The organism is Bradyrhizobium zhanjiangense, from assembly GCF_004114935.1.
GTDB lineage: Bacteria > Pseudomonadota > Alphaproteobacteria > Rhizobiales > Xanthobacteraceae > Bradyrhizobium > Bradyrhizobium zhanjiangense.
In genome coordinates this window covers 2,363,859-2,383,578 of record NZ_CP022221.1, presented here as the reverse complement: position 1 = coordinate 2,383,578, position 19,720 = coordinate 2,363,859, and the positions used below count along the sequence as shown (strand labels likewise).

Here is a 19,720-nt window from a genome sequence, read left to right as displayed (position 1 = left end):
CACACGGCCAAGCTCATGCCTCGACCGGAGGTCCTGTAAGCGGGTTTAATGCCGTCGGGCTTATGTTTGACAAGACTAAACGGCGTCATGAGCACGTCGCTACGCGCTCCAGCCGCGGCAGGCAGGTCAGTTACCGTGACGGTGGCGGAGAACGGTTCGTTGCCTGTATTTGTCCGGAAGACATAAAATCTGATCGGTGTCATTTTGGGGATGACCGTGCCATCGCGCCCTGATGAAGTTCGGCCGTACCTTCCTTGGTGATACTGTGAACGTAGACATCAGCGCTGATGGCGGTGTAAAGGACTGAACTATCTTTGACAATGCCTCGGACAACCTGCCGGTGGGTTGTATGCAAAACTATCGTTTCGCTCATTGGAAATCGTTTTTCAAAATCTGAATAGTAAATCGAGCACTACTAATGATCGCGTGTCCAGCTTCTCAACTCGAACAGGTCTGCCTAGCTCGTCGCTGATGCAGTACAGCGCGCCTTTGAAGTAGGTAATCGTACCTGCCCTCCCCCCGTACAAAGCCGTCTTTTCATTGCGGACCTCGCTGCTTGCTGGAGCCACGCCTCGGATAGGAGAAACCTTCATGGGCGGCCCGGAGCCGCTGCACACGAGGACGGCTGGCCCGGCTGTGGCGGGAACGAGAGCGGGAAGCGGTACAAGAGTCTACGTTAGCCTCGGCCAAAGTTTGCGAGATTGGCGAAAGAAGTCATTTACAGAAGAAATCGTGTTTCATGCCGATAGCTTTCTGCCGATCGGCGACGTCATGCTCGCCCAGAAGATCGGGTTGGAGGCATCCGAAGCCGACGTGCTCGCCGTTGCAAGCAAGTCCACTCCTAGTAGTTGCCATCTCAGGCAAGCCGACTGATCGGCTGATTGCGGCACAATTGCGCTTCACGCGTTGGCGCAAGCTGTCTGCTAAGTTGCTTGGCGCAATAGCTTCCCACGAGATCGCGATAAACGGCACTGCGTCGACCATGGGCTGATCAACGACGTTTAGTGCTGGGTTTGATCCAACGCTTTGAGCAAAGCGTGGAGAAACGCGCTGGCATGGTCGTAGTTTGCATCGCCATTCGCTACGGCGCGGGTGCGTGGGCCCAGCACGCTACCAACCCTCTCCCCACCGAGTGCGTCAGCGCGCTCTGACCACTGATCCAGAAGTTCATCGGAAATGTTTTGGCTCGACGTGAATAACTTCAACAGGCGAGATGCGCCGTCATGCTTGTTGTTATGTCGGGCAACAAACACATAGAAGGCGAATAAGCCTCGAAAATCCTCACGCGATACCGCTCGCTGGGGCATTAACATGCTCTCGTAAAAAATTGATCAGCAAATCAAATGGCAGAATACAGCTTTCCAGCTGCGAGAGTATAACGAAAATTAAGTCCGGCTCGGATAAAGTTCGGCATTTTCGCATTTGTAAGTACGGGACGCGGGAGGGCGGGCCATTCCTTCAAATTTGAGCTCAGTTGCGGCGAGCAACCGACTGCTGGTCTGCTACGCAAGCGCTTAGAAGGGCTGACTACCCAGGTGTTCGGATCAAAAATACTTCTCACTCGGTGCGTGCGCGACGATCTCTCTTTGGTGGCAAACTCGCCCAGAACCTTTCATGGCTCTCCGTCGACAATCGATCACGTCGAGTCAGCGGTGTTTCCGACATCCTCCTCTACCTGGCGCCGAAGAAACGACGTTCACAGGCGCGTCTGGCGCGCCGCGGTCTTTGATGGCTTCTCGCTTCCGCCCTTCGCAGCCGACTACGGAGCGCCTTCAACTCGTTCAGGAGCGCGACTACCCCTGAACCCGATCACCCAAAATGCCCGAACTATCATAAACCTGACATCGACTGCTCATTAACTGCCCCTAGTTTTGTTTTCCCGAACTGGCTTGCCGGAGGGTGCTGCTCCCTCGGCCGGTAGGCGCAATCTGTCAGGTCTCCAGACTATTTCTACGTGCATCGCTTTCTAGTTGCGAAATGGACAAAACTAGCATCTAATCAGTCTGCTTCATTCGTCCTTTTTTGGTATCTAGTTTTTGGGTATCGAGGCATTTCAATCGGGGGACGCAGCGTCTGTTGCGGGCGCGTTGAGCATGGCAGGCACGCGCGCATGGATGTGCTTGGCCAATTCGTTAGTACGACGCAACCGGCCCTACACCGCCTCCTGCCAGAGCTTGGTCTTGATCGTCACTGTCGGACCGAAACCTAGGCGTCAATACAAAGCCCAATACGAGGGGAGTATTAGATGGATTGGATAGAGCAGTTGCTGGGCTTTAGCCCCGATGGAGGCGACGGCACTACTGAAATGATGATTGTTTTTGCCGTCTGCGTGGTCGTTGCAATCCTTGCTTTTGCTCGCATGCCCAAGGCACGAGACTACGTGCGAAATCTGTTACGGGTGAGCAATCGCGCATAATCGCGATCGACCAATAGCGATCCGAACTTTCGAAAAGGCCGGCGGTGCTCCACCCGGTCTCGGTTTCGATTTTGCTGACGGAGGACAAGCAACTGCGAAGTCAGTCCTGTTGCGGCACTCGCAGCACGTGTCGTTCTCAAGTTAAGGTCGCCGGATAGTGCGAGGTCACTCAAATGGGCAAATCGACAAAGCGGAAGCGAAGCTCCTCCTCAACATCCAACAAGCGATATGTACGCAAGAGCAAACGCGCTCCTGCACCTGCCGCACCCTTATTGAAGCCGCTCAGGCTCAGTAAGCAAAAAGTCGCGGCAAAGAAGAAGAAAAAGAAGACAGATGGAAGCGGGCCACTTGAGTGGCTGCTACCGATGCTGGAGTCGAGCTACACCCCACTGGAGGGACGAGGCGCAACGGCTCACTCAGTCACTACCGCAACTGCAAGCAGTCTCGATTCAAGCAGCGAGGCGCTAATCGCGCCGGCTACGCCTACAATCTGGCGCGACGTGCTCCTCGAATACAAGCAACGCAAGGCCGCCGCAGTCGCAGGGCCGGCGGTAGCGCCCGGCGCTCCGCCGATGCCATTGGTCCCAGGTGCGCGCAACTGGCTCCCGCTGGGCCCGAGCGTCGTGATGGATGGCCAAACCGTCGGCAATCAGCCGGTCGCGGGGCGTGTCTCGCGTCTCGCGGTCGCGCCGGGCGGTGCGGTGGTTTATGCCGCGTCGGCCAACGGCGGCGTGTTTCGCTCCGCCGATGGCGGAACAACGTGGCGGTCCATGATGGACCGTTTCGACTTGGATCCCACGAATTTTGCCACAGCAAGCTTGGTCTGCGGAGCGATCGCACTCGACCCGATAGATCCGAACCGGGTCTATGTTGGCACTGGAGAAGGGGACACGTTGCAGCTCTTCCGTTCTCGCGTAACGGGAGCCCTTCCAGCCTACCGCGGGCTCGGCGTGATCCGCACCGACGATGGAGGCGCAAATTGGGTCGTCGAAGCAAGCTCGCCGGACCTTGCAGGCGAAGCTTTCTTCGCGCTCGCGATCGATCCCGGCAATCGCGAGAATGTAGTTGGTGCGACGACCGCTGGGCTCTACCGCCGTGTACCTCAAGCCGGAGGTCAATTCCAATGGGTGCAGGTGCGCACTGGAGTGCACGCGAGCGTCGTTGCCGCATCGAGCGGCGGCGCTACACGGTTCTTCAGCGCGGAGTGGGGACAGGGCCCCTCTCGGTCAACGGTGATGCATTCGGACGACGGCGGAGCAACCTGGGCTACCACCGGCACTAATTTCCCAAGTACCAACATTGGGCGCATAGCACTTGCGGTGCAGTCAGATAAGCCAAATCTGCTCTATGCATTTGTTACAACTTCGAGCGGATCGCTCCAGGGCGTTTATCGCCTTGATGGCATTACGCAGGCCTGGAAACCCGTTAACGCTGTGCCCAACGTCCTGCCCGGAGGTCAGGGGGCTTACGACCTAACGATCGTCGTTGATCCTGCCGATACCAACCTAATTTACCTTGGCGGCGATCGCATGGACGCCCCGCCGTGGGGCGGATCGGTCTGGCGTTGCACTATCCAGGCGAGCGGTTCGGCCTTCAAGGTGAGCAACTCGGCATCGATCGGTACCCATGCCCACGCCGATATTCACATCATTTGCCACACGCCCGGCGATCCGAACGAGCTGTGGTGCGGATGCGACGGCGGGGTATTTCTCAACCGCGCCCCCAAAGGTACCGGTGAGTTCGTAAGTCAAAATAATGGACTCGCGTGCCTCTGCAGCAATTTTATCGCGCAGCATCCAACAGATCCCAACATCCTATTCAGTGGCCTGCAAGATAACGGCACGGCGCGGACGTCGTCGGGGGCAATCTGGACGCACGTCAGTGGTGGAGATGGTGGCTACTGTTTGATTAACTGGAACACGCCTAACCAAGTGCTCGTATACATGAATGGGGTCGTGTATCGCTCCACGACGGGAGGCACATCGCACGCGGGGTGGACGCCGGTGTGGAACTTCGGTTGGGCGACGATGACACAGCCGATTGTCGGCGTGCCGTACAATCCTTCAAGCCCATCCAGCGCAGACTTGGTGGCGGTCGGGGCTGGTCAGCTTGTATTTCTATCGAACAACTTCGCGAGCAACTGGCTCTCGCCGATCACCCTCCCCGGTGGGGCTTCGACGGGTGACGCGTTCGCACTTGCATTTGCCTCGGCAAACCGTCTGTTCATTGGGACGACGCGCGGCCAAGTGTTTCGAGCGGATCGCTCGGGCAATGCATGGCAGATTAGGCGGCTCGACGACGCGCCCGCCGCGCCGCTCGGAGTATCGGGCCTTATCGCCGATGTTGCAGTGGACTGGGCCGACGCGAATAGCGGCTCCATCTATGTCGCCTTTGGAGGAATAGGAGACCGTCGCAGGGTCTGGCACTTCGACGGAACACGCTGGGAAGTCCGCAGTGGTGCCGGAGCGACCGGCCTCCTTGACGTTGAGCATAACGCCCTGGCCGTTGACCAGACGGCCCCCAATAACGTCTACGTCGGCGCTGATGTTGGCGTCTGGCATTCTCCCGACGGCGGTCTCAATTGGAATCCGCTTGAGAACGGCTTGCCCGATGCGCCGGTTTTCGATCTGCAAATTCACCCGACTCAGCGGTTAATGCGGGCGGCGACGCACGGGAGAGGCTTATATGAACTTTCGCTGCAATAGGAAACATTGAGCATGGTTCAGGGTGACTAGACGTACGGATCTGGCGGGAAAAATGCAGGATCGGACCGAAAATCGAATCTTCGCTTCGCGGCGCGAGATGATTTGCGGCCTGATGGCAACGACGCTGCCGTTCAGCAGATCGGCCGCAGCACAAGAGCCGGTTACACTTGGATCCGCAGCGGCGTTTGTTGGACTTGCACTGCTGCAAGGCGCGATCAGTTACGTCGGAGGCCGGTTGTTGGCCAGTGCGTTAGGTGATCCGGTCATTTCGGATGTACAGTCCTGGCTCAAAAACGCCATCGCTGAATTAGAGGCATTTGTCTCTGCTGAACTAAGACGTCAGCTGGATGAAAGAGTGATCGAGCAGATGTCGCGCGGACTTGCAGGGCATCAACACCAATCTTTATCAGTATTCGAGCCTGCGGGCGAGCAATCGATTGCGTAACAAGTACCTTCTTGAAACATGCGACACGACGACCGCAAGCTTGGTCCCGCTGTCGCTAAATTACGACCAGGCGCTCTTTGTCACGACGACCGCAATGGCTTACCGGCTATTTACGCTCTATGCGCTCTACGAGCTCGACCATGATCAGGGCCACATCAGGAGCGCACGACCAACGATGGACGACTTTGTGAGGCGAGTTAGTGTCATTAGAGATAAAGTTGGCCGTCAAATGTCGCCTGACGCTCACTTCAAAATAAATTGCACCATAGTTGGCGAAACGACTTACACCTGCATCGGAGTTCGAGACGGGGCACCGATAACACCTCTCTATCGAGCTCCCCCGACGATCAACGGCAGAGACGCTTTTGAGGTTATGCGCGAAAGCATCAAACGACGCATCGCTCCACTAACCGAGCCTATGCAAAAGCAAGCAGACGAGTTTCTAAAGTCCGCAAACACGTCAATTCAACTAGCGATCGACGCTTATGATAAGATGTGCCGTCGTATTGGGGAGACCTATTCATTGCCGGCTGGCGCCCCGCCGCTGTTGAAAATTGGAGTGGCTAAAATCCCAGCTGTTGTCGTCATGCCTGGAGCCATTGTGGGAAGCCACACTCGGTAATTGCGAATGTTCGACGGCAAGCACGATCCAGCCTGTCGCCCCCGCGTGCGGGCGGCGCGGCCGCTCAAGCAACCGACCAGCGCGGCGCTCCAAGCGCCCCCTGAACTGCCGGCCATTATCTCCCCCGTCTCCGCCAGATGCAAATCCGCTTTCCTAGCCCGCGAGTCCAACGGAGGCCGAACCGGGTACTCACGACGACATCTTTCGACCTCGCCTACGAGCCAGAAGTGTTGCCGCAAAGTCGCACAATTGAAATGTATCATTTCCTCAACCCTTGATTATTGCTCTTTTCCAGAAAGTCGTATTTCGTTGCTTCAACAATCGCAGGAGACGTTCAGAAATTGAAGAGCTTCGGACGGGAGACGATCGCATGTCCGCGATACGATTGCTTGCGCTCACTATGATCATGGGAGCGCTGTTGGGATGTGGACTCCGCGTGCCACCGATTGACGATTCTGGTGATCGCGTTGAGGGGCAGCGCTTTGTTCAAGCAATTCTGATCAACATAACATGCGAGTTGCGTGCGGCAGTGGCCGATCTGCATGCGGCTTTCCCAGGCGGCACATTCCTGGACGGATTTGGTATTCAGTCTACGCTTACGCTGACCTACGATGAAAAGGGAGCGTTAGCCCCGGGAGTCACTTGGACGCCCCCCAGCCCGGCAACCGCAGTGTTCTCCCTGGGCGCTGGACTGTCCGTATCCTCAGATGCAACGAGGACGAACAAGATTGACGCTTATTATCTGGTTTCCGACTTGCAGAAGGCAACGTGCTCTGACGAGTCGCGCCCGAATGGCGCATTCCTGCTGCAGAGCGATTTGAAGCTTTCGGAGTGGCTATTCACTGCTGTCAGCGCCTCCATGACCAACACCGTCAATTTCAAGACGACTACGATTGCAGTGAAGGATTCAATCTTGCAGCACCAGGTAAAATTTGTGATCAACACCAATGCCACAGCCACTCCGAGCTGGACACTCACCAGAGTTACCGTCAATCCGAGCGGCAACTTCCTGAGCCTGGATCGCACGAGAACAAATGATCTGACGATCACGCTGGGACCAGCCGTTCCGGGCGTCGTGGAAGCAACAAGAAATGGTCGGAGAATTACGGTGGCAAGCCGCGTGCCTGACAGGCGTGCCGCTGACCTGCATCTCTCTGCTCAGATCGCGAACGGCATCGAAACGGGAGTGAGAAACGCACTAAATCGCTAGCTTTGGATATTTCGAAATGGCCAAAGCACGGAAACCTAAATCTCGTCCTGTCGTCCCGGAGGGCTTCAACCGGGCTAGGACGCTGACTGAACCCGAGGCTCATGCGTTGGTTGCGCGCACAGCCGCATCGATGGGCCCTCCCCCATACATCTGTGTCCCGACCGGTCCTCCGCCCGCACCCTGCCTACGATATCGTCGTGACCCGAAAACCGGCGCGTATAGCATCCCTCCTTTTGGCGAAGTTATCGATTGCGCGGTCTGCCGAGCTGGCGGGAGAGGCGCTGCCGCCGTACCTTAAGACTATGTCCGCTCGCCAACGAATTCTCGTCGCTGCACGTGACCATAAGTGCGCAGGTCCCAAGTCCAACGGACGAAACGAAGCTATTTGGTCGAGGAAAAGCTAGGAATAGCTGCTTCACCTAGGTCGCAGCGCAGCGCGGCGCTGCATTCACTGATGACATCTGACTAGGAAGATATCGCTCTTGATCGAACAGCTGGAGCTTAGCTTGGCTGCGCGAACGTTTCGTACAACTCTGGCAACCCAGCATCAGAAAGTGACGCGATTACCGTTTACAAGCTTGTTCGGTTAGCCACGTTTTGAGCGCATCGACGTCGGCTCTCTTGGTATGTCGTAACGCTCAGTACGATTGTGGAAGGTACGAGCGCCACAAACTGAAGTGAACCCGTCGCGTAGATTTGGCCGATGATAGCGTGGACGGGTGCGCCGACGGATATGGGAAGGCTCGGCGCGTTCTGTGCGGCGGTGTAGGTTATTCCTTGGTTTGTAACCTTGACCATTTGGACGCCGAGGCTTTGTTCGCGCACTTCTTCGTCCGTGAAAGAGGGCGGCTTCGGCAGAAGGTCAAATGGCATTCCGTCGTTCATGAGTACATATTAGAGGAAAGATATGATTGGATGCTGCTCTGCAGCACGACACTGGCAAGATAGAGGAGTCTCTGGCGAGCCTGAACGGCTTCAGCCCTTCGCCACCCACGACGATATTTTTGGGATGTAGATCCAGTACACCAAAACATTCCAAACTATCGAAGCAAAGGAAATAGCTAGAATGAAGGTCATGTAACTGCAGCCGGGTTGCGCCTCCGGATAATAACCAGCAACAAGTAAGGCGCCTAATGACGTTGCTGTAGACAAAAAGACCAACGCTGTTGTGATGAATGGGAACGCTCTCAGGAGAGTGCCGCTGTAATCGAGCAATAACATTCTCGATAAAAGTCTGGACTCGTTTTTGAGTTCTTCTTCGCTCGGCTCCCGAGTGGGTGTGAGCATCCAGGGCCGGTTCGCGGCTCTCGCGTTGTCCATATCTTTTCTAATGTTCTGAACAAGCTCATCAGCCCATTCTTTGTTGGCAGCCTTTCGCGCGGCCTCATGAATCGCCACGGCCTCCTCTCTCCGTTTCGTTATTAGTTCGCGCAGTTCGATATAATACAGTATCGCGCTCACGCTGAATGCAATTGCGAGTACGTGACCAAAGTGTTCGATGCTGCACGCCATGTGCCTCCCCCTGTAGCATAGCAAACATGCTGATCGACCAAGGCTTGACAATACCAAACCCAACGCGACGAAGATACAAAGATCGTTCGTCTATTTCCGGTATTAGCTTTTCTCAATCGGAACTCAAATACGAGCCGTGGGAGGAAGGAAGTTGGCATCGAGCTGCTGACCTTGAATGCCATCTCAAAACATGGTCGAGAGAACACAGGAGGAGATGTACACCAAAGTCACCTTGAAGACCCGCGCCAAGGCCATGAAGCGATTTCCTAGATATGCGATAGATCACGCAACGTGAGCCCACGTGACCTTGCCCCTCAGGCTTAATCCAGGTTGAAGTTCGCTCTGGCCCAAGACAAGGACCAGAGCATGAAGCGCAGCCGCTTTTCGGAAGAGCAGATCATCGGGATTTTGAAGGAGCACGAGGCTGGCGTTTCGGTTGCCGATCTGTGCCGGAAGCACGGCGTCAGTGATGCCAGTATCTACAAATGGAAAGCCAGGTTTGGCGGGATGGAGGTCTCGGAGGCCAAGCGGCTGAAGACGCTGGAGGACGAGAACACGCGGCTGAAGCGGTTGCTGGCTGATGCCATGCTGGACAATGCAGCGCTGAAGGACTTGTTGGGAAAGAAGTGGTGACGCCCGCGGGGAAGCGGAAAGCTGTCGCGCATCTCGTGGATGCCCACGGGATGAGCGAACGGCGGGCGTGTAAAGCCATCGGCTGTTGCCGCATGACCATCAGATACCAGACGTCCCGGGCGGATGATGCCGCCCTGCGCCAACGCATGAGGGCGCTCGCCCAGGAGCGCCGTCGCTTCGGCTATCGGCGCCTGCATGTTCTGCTCAAGCGGGAGGGCTATAGGATCAACCACAAGAAACTCTTCCGGCTCTACCGGGAAGAGAGGCTCGCGGTTCGTCGCCGTGGCGGCCGCAAGCGGGCGATCGGGACCCGAGCGCCGATGACAGTGCCGATGGCGCCGAACGACCGCTGGTCGCTCGACTTCGTCTCGGATCAGCTCACCGACGGCCGCCGCTTCCGCATCCTGACCGTGGTCGATGATTGCACCCGCGAGTGCCTGGCGCTTGTGGCCGACACCTCGCTCTCGGGCGCCCGGGTCGCGCGGGAACTGGACCGGCTGGTGATGGAACGGAGCAAGCCCAAAATGGTGGTTAGCGACAACGGTAGCGAGTTCACCAGCAATGCCACCCTGACCTGGGCCGACCAGAGCCGCGTCGCATGGCACTACATCGCGCCGGGCAAGCCCATGCAGAACGCCTTCATCGAGAGTTGCACGATGAAGCATCAAGAAGCCCTGGTTCTCGACGCTCTTGATTGGAACGAACCGCATATTGGGACGGGTGACGGCTTCGCAGATCGCGGCCGCGTCAGCGGCGTCATTCTTGGCTCCTCTTCGTACGTAGGGTTTAACATAGGCTGGCGGGATCAATCTCACATCGTGTCCGAACTGCCGAATCTCCCGCGCCCAGTGGTGAGCAGTCGCGCAGGCCTCAATGCCGACCAGGCAAGGTGCGAGCGAGGAGAAGAACGACACGATCTCGCCTCGCCGGAGGCGTTGGCGACCGGCCACTTGGCCTTGGCTATCAACTGCATGGATGTGAAATACGTGCTTCGAAATGTCCAACCCAATTGTCGCGGCTTCCATTGGTGAATTGCTCCTGTTAGCGGGTTCGTCCATCGCCAGTATATCGCCGGCGCCGAGGGAGCGGGGCCGTCTTCCCCATCAACGGCCGGCTGCGGGATGAATTGTTGAACGAGACGCTGTTCACGTCGCTGGCCCAGGCCCGCGTCACGCTTGGATGCTGGCGGGCCGATTACAACAACGCACGACCACACTCGCAGCTCGGATGGAAGACCCCGTCGGAGTTCGCCTTCACCTGTCATCCGCGCCGGGATCTGGCGCTGCGCTATGCCGAAGGCTCCGCGCCAGCTCCCGTCGCTCCCACCGCCCAAACGGGCAAATCCAACCACCGGGGCGAACTCAAAACTGGATAAAACTTGGGGGCAAGGTCACACGCTCAGACGTTGCGACGGAGGGGCCGACCTCAATAGAAACAGCAACGCTCATCTTGCTACTGTTCGTGTTCATCGATCTCACGTCACGACAAATGCTGATTCTTCGCTGCTTCTAACGGAACCACTTGTCTCGCGCCGCGATCGCTTGCAGGCTTACCGATTTTGATCCCGCCTCTGCCCGCAAAGCGCCGTCCGCGGCGGCGACTAGAGGCAAAGGAAAGCTTTCGGGCTCGCGCGACACCTCACTCGCCACGCCTGCGGGGACTTCGAAGTTTCGACGTATTCCTAGGGGGATGTAAGCCCCCCTCGAATACAGCGCTTTGATGGTCCCCAATTCGCCTTCCCAGTTGGATTCGCCTAGGCAAGACCTAACTACCGCCTCCAACGCAAATTGCACCTCAGGAGCTTCGGCAGACGGATCGTTCGCGACGTTCTGTGCAAGCTTCAGCTGCGGCTTGAGTGGAAGACGCTGTCTCACGAAGCTACAGACCCGAGAACTGAATTTTTCAAAGTCGGTTAGATCATAACTCTGGCCGGAAGAGGCTTCGTCCGACCGCCGAACGTATGTGGAAAGGAAATAGAACTCTCGGCTCAGGGTCGTCCATTCTTTGTTAGACAAATCGGCGAGCAAGCCATCAAGAAAGGACGCTAGCTTCATCAATGTTCGTGGTGTTGCCCAAAACCACAACAGCAACAACCATCTAACCCGTGCATCAACATTCTCGACTCCGCTTAGACGGTCGCGCCACCATTGATGGGCGCCAGACTTCAATCTCGCAAACCGAGCGGTCGAGACGATATCATCCGTGGCGCTTAAGTCACCGTCGCTTCCCAAATCGATCTTAGATCGGATGCCCGCACTAATGACCGCGATCCGATCGAAAGCCGGGCTATCTCCGAGAGCTTGTCTTAAGGCCGTCACCAACTCTGTCCATGGGGCTAACGTACTCGACAAGAGTTCCGTACTATTGTCGATAAAAGCGAGATACGCCAGAACAACCCCGCGCTCAGGTTCGGGAAGCTCATCCAGCTTGAGGTTCTCGGGCGTCGCAGAACGCGGGAGGAATTTATCGCGCCCGGCTCTCGACTCAAGAAAGGATCGCAGCGAAACAGCACCCACATCGAACACGGAACCATACTGAAACGCGCCGCAAATCAATGCTAGCCAGTTGAGCCTATGAGGATTAGACCCATCAAAGGCGACGGCACTAAACTTCGCATCAAAAAGGATTAGCTTGCGCGCCTCGTCTGCGCAATCAGACTTCTCCAGGAGAGTAAAGCAACGAGACTCCACGAACCGACTAAGGATAGCCTCACTCTTTGTGGCGAGCAGCGCGCCCGCTCGCACCTCGTTTGCCGTTGCGTAAACATCTAATAACGCACCAAGCTTCGCCCACTCTAGATGGAGCATCTTTGACTGCGCCTGCTGCCAATAGTCGAAGCGTTCTTCCGCCGTCGCATTTTGATTAATAATCTGAGCGAGGGCACGACGCTCATCGACATATTGCGTTCTAACGATTCGATCGAACAGAATGGAGATGAAGTCTGCTCTACCGCTTCGCTCGGGCAACACACCCCATAAACCGGTGCCGGGTTCGTCGACCGAAGCAAGCAACTGCCGAAGTTGCGGGTAGTCCGTTATAAAGTTGACGACACTTTTCACGCCAGGCTGATACTGAGTGAACACCCAATCACCAAGAAGCATCAGCGCGATCGATCGAACATGGCTCGTGCGATCGTATGGTGAAGTCTTCGCCAGTTCCACAAGCTCATTCACCAACGTGAGGATCTCACCTTTGTTAAAGCAGCCTCCGTAGAATCTCGTGACGTTCAACCAATATGGATTGCGGATAAGAGCATTAAAACGATCGAATTTGTCACCCGTGGCGTCTCCTTCGCCCGAGGGATAGGGCGATGTCTCGTAAAGATACTTAGCAACGAAATACTCGCGCAAGGGCTGAACCTCAAACTCGTAAGTGTCCTGCACTCTGGACACTAAGGCACCTACTCGCTCTATAATCCCATTGAATAGCGCATCAACAATAGTCGTATCCTCACCTTCCTTATCAAGATACGAGAACAGTGTAGCCCTGAGGTCACTGTACTCGATACTGCCATTGTTGCCCGCCTCTGCAGCCGTTTGCAGCTTCCACGCTAGGAATCTGTGTATGTCTATGAGAACATCTCGATTGTCCCTCACGACATCGCTCTTCTCTGACTCACGGCTGAAAAACATGTCCATGTAAGCGTCGTACATAGCCGTGCGCTTCTCTGGCAGGGATGCACCACGATTATGGATCAAAGACAACAGTATCGTCAGCTGCATCGGATTCTTGGCAAGATACTGCGTGTGCGCCTCTTTCAGCTTGGTGTCGAGCAAGCGCCGGAGCTGATTTTTCTCACTCTCCTTCAGCCCTTTTGCATGCATCCACTGCCTACGCCGACGAGCTAGCGAAGGAATATCAACCAACTCCAAAGATCAAACCGCAGCCATTACTTGCTTGTTATGAGAGCAATTGGTTGCAACAGCGCGGTTATGAGGAATATCAGGAAAACGTCGCCGCCTACGAGCATCAGCTCAGTGAATCGCGCAAAAATCATTCGCCGGCCCCTCCCCCCGTTCCGCCATATCGCAAGGGCTATATGGCCTACTATCAGGCCGAACAGGTCAAAGCCTTGTTGCAGGAATGGGATCGCGTCGAGGAAACGGATCCCCGTATCCTCGCCTATATTCTGGGATCCATCTCTTACGACAGCGCCGATTTTACGCGCAGCAGCGAGAACTTTTCTTACAGCGCGGTTTCTCAACTCCCGCAGAAATGGCGCGATCGCATTGACAAAAATAACTCAAGGCTTCTGGCCGCAAACAAGCCCGCGGTCGACGTGAACTCTTTGCTTAATCATCCCAAGGAACTAGAACCTATCTCAAAATTGAAGATCAGCGTCGATCGTCTATAAAGGAAAGATGATTCGGCTGACGGACGAGCAATGGGAGCGCATCCGGAAACACTTTCCGGAAGAGCACATTGCCGACGGCCGGCCGGGCCGGAAGCCGATTGCGACGCGTCAGGTTCTCGAAGCCGCTCTTTGGATTTTGAATACGGGCGCGCAGTGGCACATGCTGCCGCAGTGCTATCCGAACTATAAGACCGTACATCGTCGCTTTCAGAACTGGTGTCGCAATGAAGTGTTGCGACGCGTTCTGACCGATATCGCCAACGAACTTCGCGAGAAAGGCTTGCTCGACGAAGAGGAGTGTTTCATCGACGCGACCTTTGCGATGGCCAAAGGCGGCGGTGCAGAGATCGGCCCAACGAGGCGCGGAAAGGGGTTAAAAATCATGGCGATTGTGGATCGCCACGGTTTGCCGCTTTCAGTGAGCACGCATGCCGCGAACCATCACGAAGTGCGCTTGGTACAGCTCTGCTTCGACTTCTACATGATCGAGGCCAAGCCAGAGAACCTCATCGGCGACCGCGCCTATGACAGCGATACGCTCGACGATAAACTGCGGTCACAAGGCATCGAGATGATCGCGCCACATCGTTCAAACCGAGTGAGGTCGCTCACCCAGGACGGCCGTAGGCTCCGTCGTTATACTCGGCGTTGGCTGGTCGAACGCTTCTTCGCCTGGATACAGTGGCGGCGGCGCCTGCTGGTCCGCTGGGAGTTCTATCCGCAAAATTTCCTCGGCTTCGTCCAGCTCGCTTGCCTGCTGATCCTGTTTCGACAATTTTGAGATAGGTTCTAGCCAATTTCGTGCTCGCTTACGATGACAACGACTTTGGCAACCAGCCCGGAACGGACGACGGCTGGCTGTTTCGCCCGCGAGGAATGTATCAATTGGTCGGCCGTGAGCAGTATCAGGAAGCGCAGGATCAAATGCAGCAGCTGGGCGAGCTGCAAGGACTTGATCTGCTAACGCTACCCGACGCGCTATGGGATGCGAAGATCTCAGCCAAGGTCACTTTCGCTCACTTCCGGATGCACCGGTATAAGGACGACCGGTTATCTCCGCCGAACAACCGCCGAACGCTGTTCGAATTGCTCAAGGATCGTGCGAACGACTGGACAACCGTCCGCGCGTTGCAAACGGATATGGCGCATCCAGCCGACCACGCGCGGGTCAATGCACGCAGTGAGATGTTTCCTCGGCTGTATCGATGAGGCGTTGCATCCGACGAAACTCAAGACCTTGCAAAGCCAATTCTACGGTGAGGAGTGAAGGGTTTGATCCGGTCACCCGCATTGCCTTGGCGAGGCGCGTAGCGGCGAGATTGTCCGACAGCTAATGTTTAAAGTTTTGGTCTTACAGGGGGATTTCCAATGATCGCGAGGGGTCAAATCAACGGATCTCTGTTTCCGCGACGGCTTGCAAGCTTGTTAGCGGCAGGGGTGATGTTCGCCGCAGCTTTGGAGGTAGGAACGGCTCCGGCGCAAGCGGCGTCGAGGCCGCTTGCGCCCAATGATGTGTCCATTCTCTTTCCTCCGCCGAAGTCGGCGGCCGACCTTGCCAACCTCATCGCCGTGTCCGATCTTGCGGGCCCTTCGGGATTGCCGCAGCGGCTGTTTTCCGACGCGGATTTCGCGCATTTTATCGCCAACGCCGAAAACCCGGAGCATCCTGGCGCGCCGGATTCGGGTGCACGGCACATTCAGTTTCCCGATGCCGTAAAAAAGATCGACGCCTGGTTTGTGGCCGGAATCCGGATCGACCCGGGCGCGCCGGGATTGTCGCCGGAGATCATCGCCCAGTTTGGCCGGCAACCACAAATCCGCCTGATCATTCAGCCGGTAACAAATGGGCCGGACGGCTTCAAAGTCCATGACACCGCCGGCCACCTTATCTTCAGCTTCACCCTCGAGGCGGATCCACCTCTGGACGGTTGCGCGCCGTTCCCGCGCTTCAAACCAGACGACGAAGCATTCAAGGCGATCATTCGTGACGTCGCGACTTTGCGCGGTCAGCTTGGAGCCGGGCATTTTGGCAATGTCAAGGTATCGACTAGCGGTGATCTGAATGTGCATCCGGGTCTTGTAGGGCTATCGGCGAAGGCGTTTCGCGACGCGCTCAAGGCGTTGATTGAGAAGCATCTCTCGCCGCAGCGCCTCAACACCATGGCCGTGATGGGCATCGCACCGCCCGAACCCTGGATTTTCGTGTCGATGTTAAGGGTCCCGCAAGCAGGCCTAACACCAGTGCCCGGCCCGACGCTTGATGGCATGCACGCGGCACAGATGTTCAGCGCCATCGGCGGAAAGCACGTGGTCCCGCAACCGGGTACGAATAATCAAAATCCGATCACCTGTCGACACGCGGCATTGCAAAATCCGCCCCTGCCCCAAGCTGATCGTAAGGGTGTTTCGACCTCCGAGTTCATCGATGGTAACGTGCCCAACAGCCGCATCATCGAGATCGTCAATACCATTGCCGATCCGAAGAAGAGCCACTTCTTCAATACCGATTGCGTGAGCTGTCACACCGAGACGGCACAGCCACTCGCCAGGAAAATTCCAAATTTCGCAGTCCCTGGCGTGAAGCGGGCGGTCTAGCCGAAGGAAGATTGGAATCTCCGCAACTTCGGTTGGTTTCCATCCTTTTTGCACGGCGGCCGGGCCACGGCGACGATAACGAGGCGCGCGGCAGCCGAGACCGCCGACGTGGTCGCCTTCATCAATAGCCAATTGCTGAACAAGTAACAGACGGCGTCGTCGTTTCCGCCGGCCTGTCGGGCCGGCTGGGCGCACGAAAGATGGATGGAGTCCTGCTATGGGGAGACCTTCTTTTGGCTCTCGTCTTTTTTCCTGGCTGATGCGCTGGCCTCATATCACCAGCCTATTGTTGGCAATCGTCGTTGTCGTGATCGTGGCGGCCGGCCTGGTATATTTGGAGAAGGTTCGCGACGCCACCCTCAAAATCAAGAACGATGCTAATCTGGTAGCTCAATTGCTGCCTGCAACCCTGCCCGAGCCATCGAAAATCGAAAGCGCTTATTGGCTCCCGCAAAATTGGAGCGCCCGCCAGCGTTACTGGTTTCACCACACATCGCAGGGGACAGCGACCATCCCTGTCAATTATCAGTGGTTTTTGGCTCTGGAACGGCCGGAGCTGTCCTTCTCTTACACGAGCTTGACGGACGAGAACTACCTGCGCCGCCTCGGCTTCATTCCCAGTCCTGGCTCAAAGGACTTTGCCGGTATTGCGCCCGCATACGGTTATCACGACGATGCGCCGAATGGGGACACAGCCAACCCCGGGTGGACTCCAAGCGCGCCCGCGAACCTGAATGCTTTGCCGGTCGGCTTTGCCATCCTCAAGGGCGGCGTTGATCCAACGACAGGCGCCCCGTATGAAGATCAGGTTGGCCTAACCTGCGCCGCCTGTCATACGGGTCATCTCGAATACAAGAATGTCAGCATACGGTTCGACGACGGGCCGGCGATGGTCAATCTTGGCGAGGTTGAAAGAGCCGTCGGGCTGTCGATCGGCTACACGCTGATCTTGCCATGGCGTTTCGAGCGTTTCGCCAGCAAGCTGGAGCAGATCAAAGGGCAGAGCGTCGATCGAAGACAGCTTCGAAGCGATCTCGAGTTAGCGCTCCGAAAGATCGAGAACCAAAAGGCAGAGACTGACAGACTTTTAACGGGACAAGGAGTGGCGGATCTCGATGAAGGGTTCGGTCGACTTGATGCGCTGAACCGGATCGGAAACCAGGTTTTCTATAGCAATCTACTCGATCCCTTGACCGGCGAACTTTCCGAGCCACTCCTCAAGGGCAACTTCGCGCGCCACGATGCCCCCGTGAGCTTTCCACCGATCTGGGACACGCCGTATTTCCTTTGGGCACAGTATGACGCTTCTGTTCTCAACGAACTCGTTCGGAATGCAGGCGAAGCGCTCGGTGTCAGCGCAAAAATCAATATGACCGCTGCCGCGCCCGGAAGGCCGCTTTTTGCCTCATCCATACATCTCTCCGACATCGCGCGGTTCGAAGAGCTTCTGCGCGGCACCGATCCCTTTTCGTCCGAAAATGCAGGAGGGAGAAAATTCACCGGGCTCGTAGCACCCCGATGGAAGGACGCGCAGGAGAAATTCCGCGGTGACCCGGCCTGGGCGATCGATGAAAAGCTCGTTGAACAAGGTCGCGATCTTTATCGTGCTCACTGCTTTGAATGCCACCGAGGCCCCGTGAACGATGCTGCCTTCGACAAAAAGTGGCCGGAAGACTCATTCTGGCGCGCAGAGAACCCCGATCGCTCAGCCAGGAACGAGAAGAATTGGGTAGAGATCGGCGGACGGCACTATTTTAACGTCGTCCAGATGCCAGTTTCGGCGATCGGCACCGACCGCCAACAATCTAACGTCCTCACGACGCGGCGCGTTCACCTACCCAAGTCACTCGGATTAAATCCTGCAGATGACCTCAACAAAGCCGGAGGTTGCGGCCTTCTGGCAGATAAAGGCGTAGATCCTCTATTTGTACTCGCGCTCATGGACGTGGTCGGCAAAACGATCGACCAATGGCTCATTGCGAACGGCACTTCTGAAGAGACCAAGCGGCAAATGTGGGGACCTCGGAAGAACTGCCAAAACCAGCGAGTCTATGTCGGGGCGCGTGCGAGCCGCAACGGCAAGGACGAAATCCTTCTCGCTCTTGAGCCTCAGTACCGGGCGCGCCCGTTGGACGGTGTTTGGGCAACGGCTCCTTATCTGCACAATGGGTCCGTTCCGACACTGAGAGACATGTTTTTGCCGCAAGCCCAACGGCCGACTTCGTTTTGCATCGGCAGTCGTGCGTTCGACCCGGTCAATGTCGGGCTTGTTACGAAAGCAGAGGCGACCGAGAGCTGTGCGGCCGGCCTGACGAACTTTGATGTGTCGCTGCTTGGCAACAGCAATCGCGGACATTCGTTCGAGGGCAAGGAAACCGACCTAACGAAGCTGCCGCCTGGCGTCATCGGACCAGAATTGACCGAACCCGAGCGCCGAGCGCTTGTTGAGTATCTCAAGATTTTATGAGGGCGATGCGTTGCCCGTCGACCTGTGCGTCGGCGTCGCTACCTTCGACCTTCCGCCGAGGTCGCGCGCGTCGTCAACGCGCGTGCCATTCGGGATGCGATCGAAAGCTTGGTCCTGTGGGGATCGAGGACAATCTGGCTAACCCCACGTAGCAGGCTCCCTGAGCAGGCTGCTGGAGTCCCCTGCCATGGCCGAATACCGCGCGCCGTTATTGGCCGTTATCTCACCTGGTTTTATTTTTTCGGTGAGGGCTGGCTTCGCCGCCCACCCCCAGCGCCCTTCTTCCGACCGACATTGTCGAGACCAATTCTACCGAGGACACGCTCCGCGGCCGATCCCTCCTGCTTTTGCGCTTGCGGTGCTGGCCGCCGAGCCTGTCCGCGGCGACATGGTCGTATGCGTGCCGGAGAACGGTCTGATCTCGCCGAACGTGCCACTGGATCTCTTAAGACCCGGCGCACTAAGTACGCGCACGCCCCATGGAATCAAAATCCGTCAAATTCTTCTTAGTTTTCAATCCCCAAACCGAACTTTCCCCTTTCGTTCACCCGTTGATAGTACTCGCGAAATCCGACTGTTCGGAAGGAGAATTGACGGATCAGCCTATCCCAAAGCGAACAATTTTGGTTGAAGCAACTTGGCCGAGTAGCTAGCATGCCTACGTTGGGGGAGAGGAATGCGACGGCCAAAGAGGCGGAATCCGAACCCGGATAAGCCGCGTATTTTGGCGCGGCTCGTTCCGGAAGAGCAGTTGGAAACAG

Annotated in this window: 15 protein-coding genes and 3 pseudogenes; 14 read left to right on the top strand and 4 right to left on the bottom strand. The window is 56.6% G+C overall.

The window, feature by feature from the left end; all coding sequences use genetic code 11:
• Positions 1-732: 732 nt before the first annotated feature.
• On the top strand, positions 733-873 hold the full coding sequence (locus XH85_RS44925; RefSeq protein WP_164940668.1) for a hypothetical protein: 141 nt from the start codon (positions 733-735) through the stop codon (positions 871-873).
• 128 nt (positions 874-1,001) lie between these two features.
• Here XH85_RS44925 and XH85_RS11285 read toward each other — a convergent pair whose 3' ends face one another.
• Entirely contained in the window at positions 1,002-1,307 is a 306-nt protein-coding gene (locus XH85_RS11285; RefSeq protein WP_128931941.1) for a hypothetical protein, read from the bottom strand.
• A gap of 938 nt (positions 1,308-2,245) precedes the next feature.
• Here XH85_RS11285 and XH85_RS44920 point away from each other — a divergent pair.
• The 5 genes from XH85_RS44920 (at position 2,246) to XH85_RS11270 (ending at position 7,398) form a co-directional block, all read left to right on the top strand.
• Positions 2,246-2,416, top strand: a complete 171-nt coding sequence (locus XH85_RS44920) for a hypothetical protein (RefSeq protein ID WP_164940737.1) — start codon at positions 2,246-2,248, stop codon at positions 2,414-2,416.
• A gap of 173 nt (positions 2,417-2,589) precedes the next feature.
• Positions 2,590-5,121 (top strand): beta propeller repeat protein, encoded by a 2,532-nt coding sequence (locus XH85_RS11280; protein ID WP_128931940.1) that lies wholly within the window; start codon positions 2,590-2,592, stop codon positions 5,119-5,121.
• A 52-nt stretch (positions 5,122-5,173) separates the two neighbouring features.
• Positions 5,174-5,566: a hypothetical protein gene (locus XH85_RS11275; RefSeq protein ID WP_128931939.1), complete on the top strand. Its 393-nt coding sequence runs from the start codon at positions 5,174-5,176 to the stop codon at positions 5,564-5,566.
• Positions 5,502-6,188, top strand: a complete 687-nt coding sequence (locus XH85_RS44915; protein ID WP_164940736.1) for a hypothetical protein — start codon at positions 5,502-5,504, stop codon at positions 6,186-6,188. Before XH85_RS11275 ends, XH85_RS44915 begins: the two co-directional genes overlap by 65 nt.
• A gap of 370 nt (positions 6,189-6,558) precedes the next feature.
• On the top strand, positions 6,559-7,398 hold the full coding sequence (locus XH85_RS11270) for a hypothetical protein (RefSeq protein ID WP_128931938.1): 840 nt from the start codon (positions 6,559-6,561) through the stop codon (positions 7,396-7,398).
• Positions 7,399-8,373: 975 nt separating this feature from the next.
• Here XH85_RS11270 and XH85_RS11265 read toward each other — a convergent pair.
• Entirely contained in the window at positions 8,374-8,910 is a 537-nt protein-coding gene (locus XH85_RS11265) for a hypothetical protein (RefSeq protein ID WP_128931937.1), read from the bottom strand.
• A gap of 366 nt (positions 8,911-9,276) precedes the next feature.
• Here XH85_RS11265 and XH85_RS11260 point away from each other — a divergent pair.
• Positions 9,277-10,235 (top strand): annotated as a pseudogene (locus tag XH85_RS11260) (IS3 family transposase); the annotation flags it as partial.
• Here XH85_RS11260 and XH85_RS11255 read toward each other — a convergent pair.
• Positions 10,197-10,568, bottom strand: a pseudogene (locus tag XH85_RS11255) (IS110 family transposase); the annotation flags it as partial. The pseudogenes XH85_RS11260 and XH85_RS11255 overlap by 39 nt on opposite strands.
• An 80-nt stretch (positions 10,569-10,648) precedes the next feature.
• On the opposite strand from XH85_RS11255, the pseudogene XH85_RS11250 reads away from it, so the two are divergent.
• Positions 10,649-10,918, top strand: a pseudogene (locus tag XH85_RS11250) (integrase core domain-containing protein); the annotation flags it as partial.
• A gap of 133 nt (positions 10,919-11,051) precedes the next feature.
• Here the strand turns inward: XH85_RS11250 and XH85_RS11245 are convergent.
• Complete coding sequence (locus XH85_RS11245; protein ID WP_128931936.1) at positions 11,052-13,367, bottom strand: NACHT domain-containing protein; 2,316 nt, start codon at positions 13,365-13,367, stop codon at positions 11,052-11,054.
• A 92-nt stretch (positions 13,368-13,459) separates the two neighbouring features.
• Here XH85_RS11245 and XH85_RS11240 point away from each other — a divergent pair, with 92 nt between their 5' ends.
• The 6 genes from XH85_RS11240 (at position 13,460) to XH85_RS11215 (ending at position 19,590) form a co-directional block, all read left to right on the top strand.
• The gene (locus XH85_RS11240; RefSeq protein WP_245473990.1) at positions 13,460-13,897 is read left to right on the top strand and encodes a hypothetical protein; all 438 of its coding nucleotides are present in this window, start codon (positions 13,460-13,462) and stop codon (positions 13,895-13,897) included.
• A gap of 7 nt (positions 13,898-13,904) precedes the next feature.
• On the top strand, positions 13,905-14,678 hold the full coding sequence (locus tag XH85_RS11235; protein WP_128931935.1) for an IS5 family transposase: 774 nt from the start codon (positions 13,905-13,907) through the stop codon (positions 14,676-14,678).
• A gap of 20 nt (positions 14,679-14,698) precedes the next feature.
• Positions 14,699-15,106, top strand: a complete 408-nt coding sequence (locus XH85_RS11230; RefSeq protein ID WP_245473986.1) for a hypothetical protein — start codon at positions 14,699-14,701, stop codon at positions 15,104-15,106.
• Between the two features lie 231 nt (positions 15,107-15,337).
• Entirely contained in the window at positions 15,338-16,492 is a 1,155-nt protein-coding gene (locus tag XH85_RS11225) for a hypothetical protein (protein WP_245473984.1), read from the top strand.
• Positions 16,493-16,709: 217 nt separating this feature from the next.
• On the top strand, positions 16,710-18,959 hold the full coding sequence (locus tag XH85_RS44910) for a di-heme-cytochrome C peroxidase (RefSeq protein WP_245473982.1): 2,250 nt from the start codon (positions 16,710-16,712) through the stop codon (positions 18,957-18,959).
• Between the two features lie 187 nt (positions 18,960-19,146).
• On the top strand, positions 19,147-19,590 hold the full coding sequence (locus XH85_RS11215) for a hypothetical protein (RefSeq protein WP_128931934.1): 444 nt from the start codon (positions 19,147-19,149) through the stop codon (positions 19,588-19,590).
• Positions 19,591-19,720: the final 130 nt, after the last annotated feature.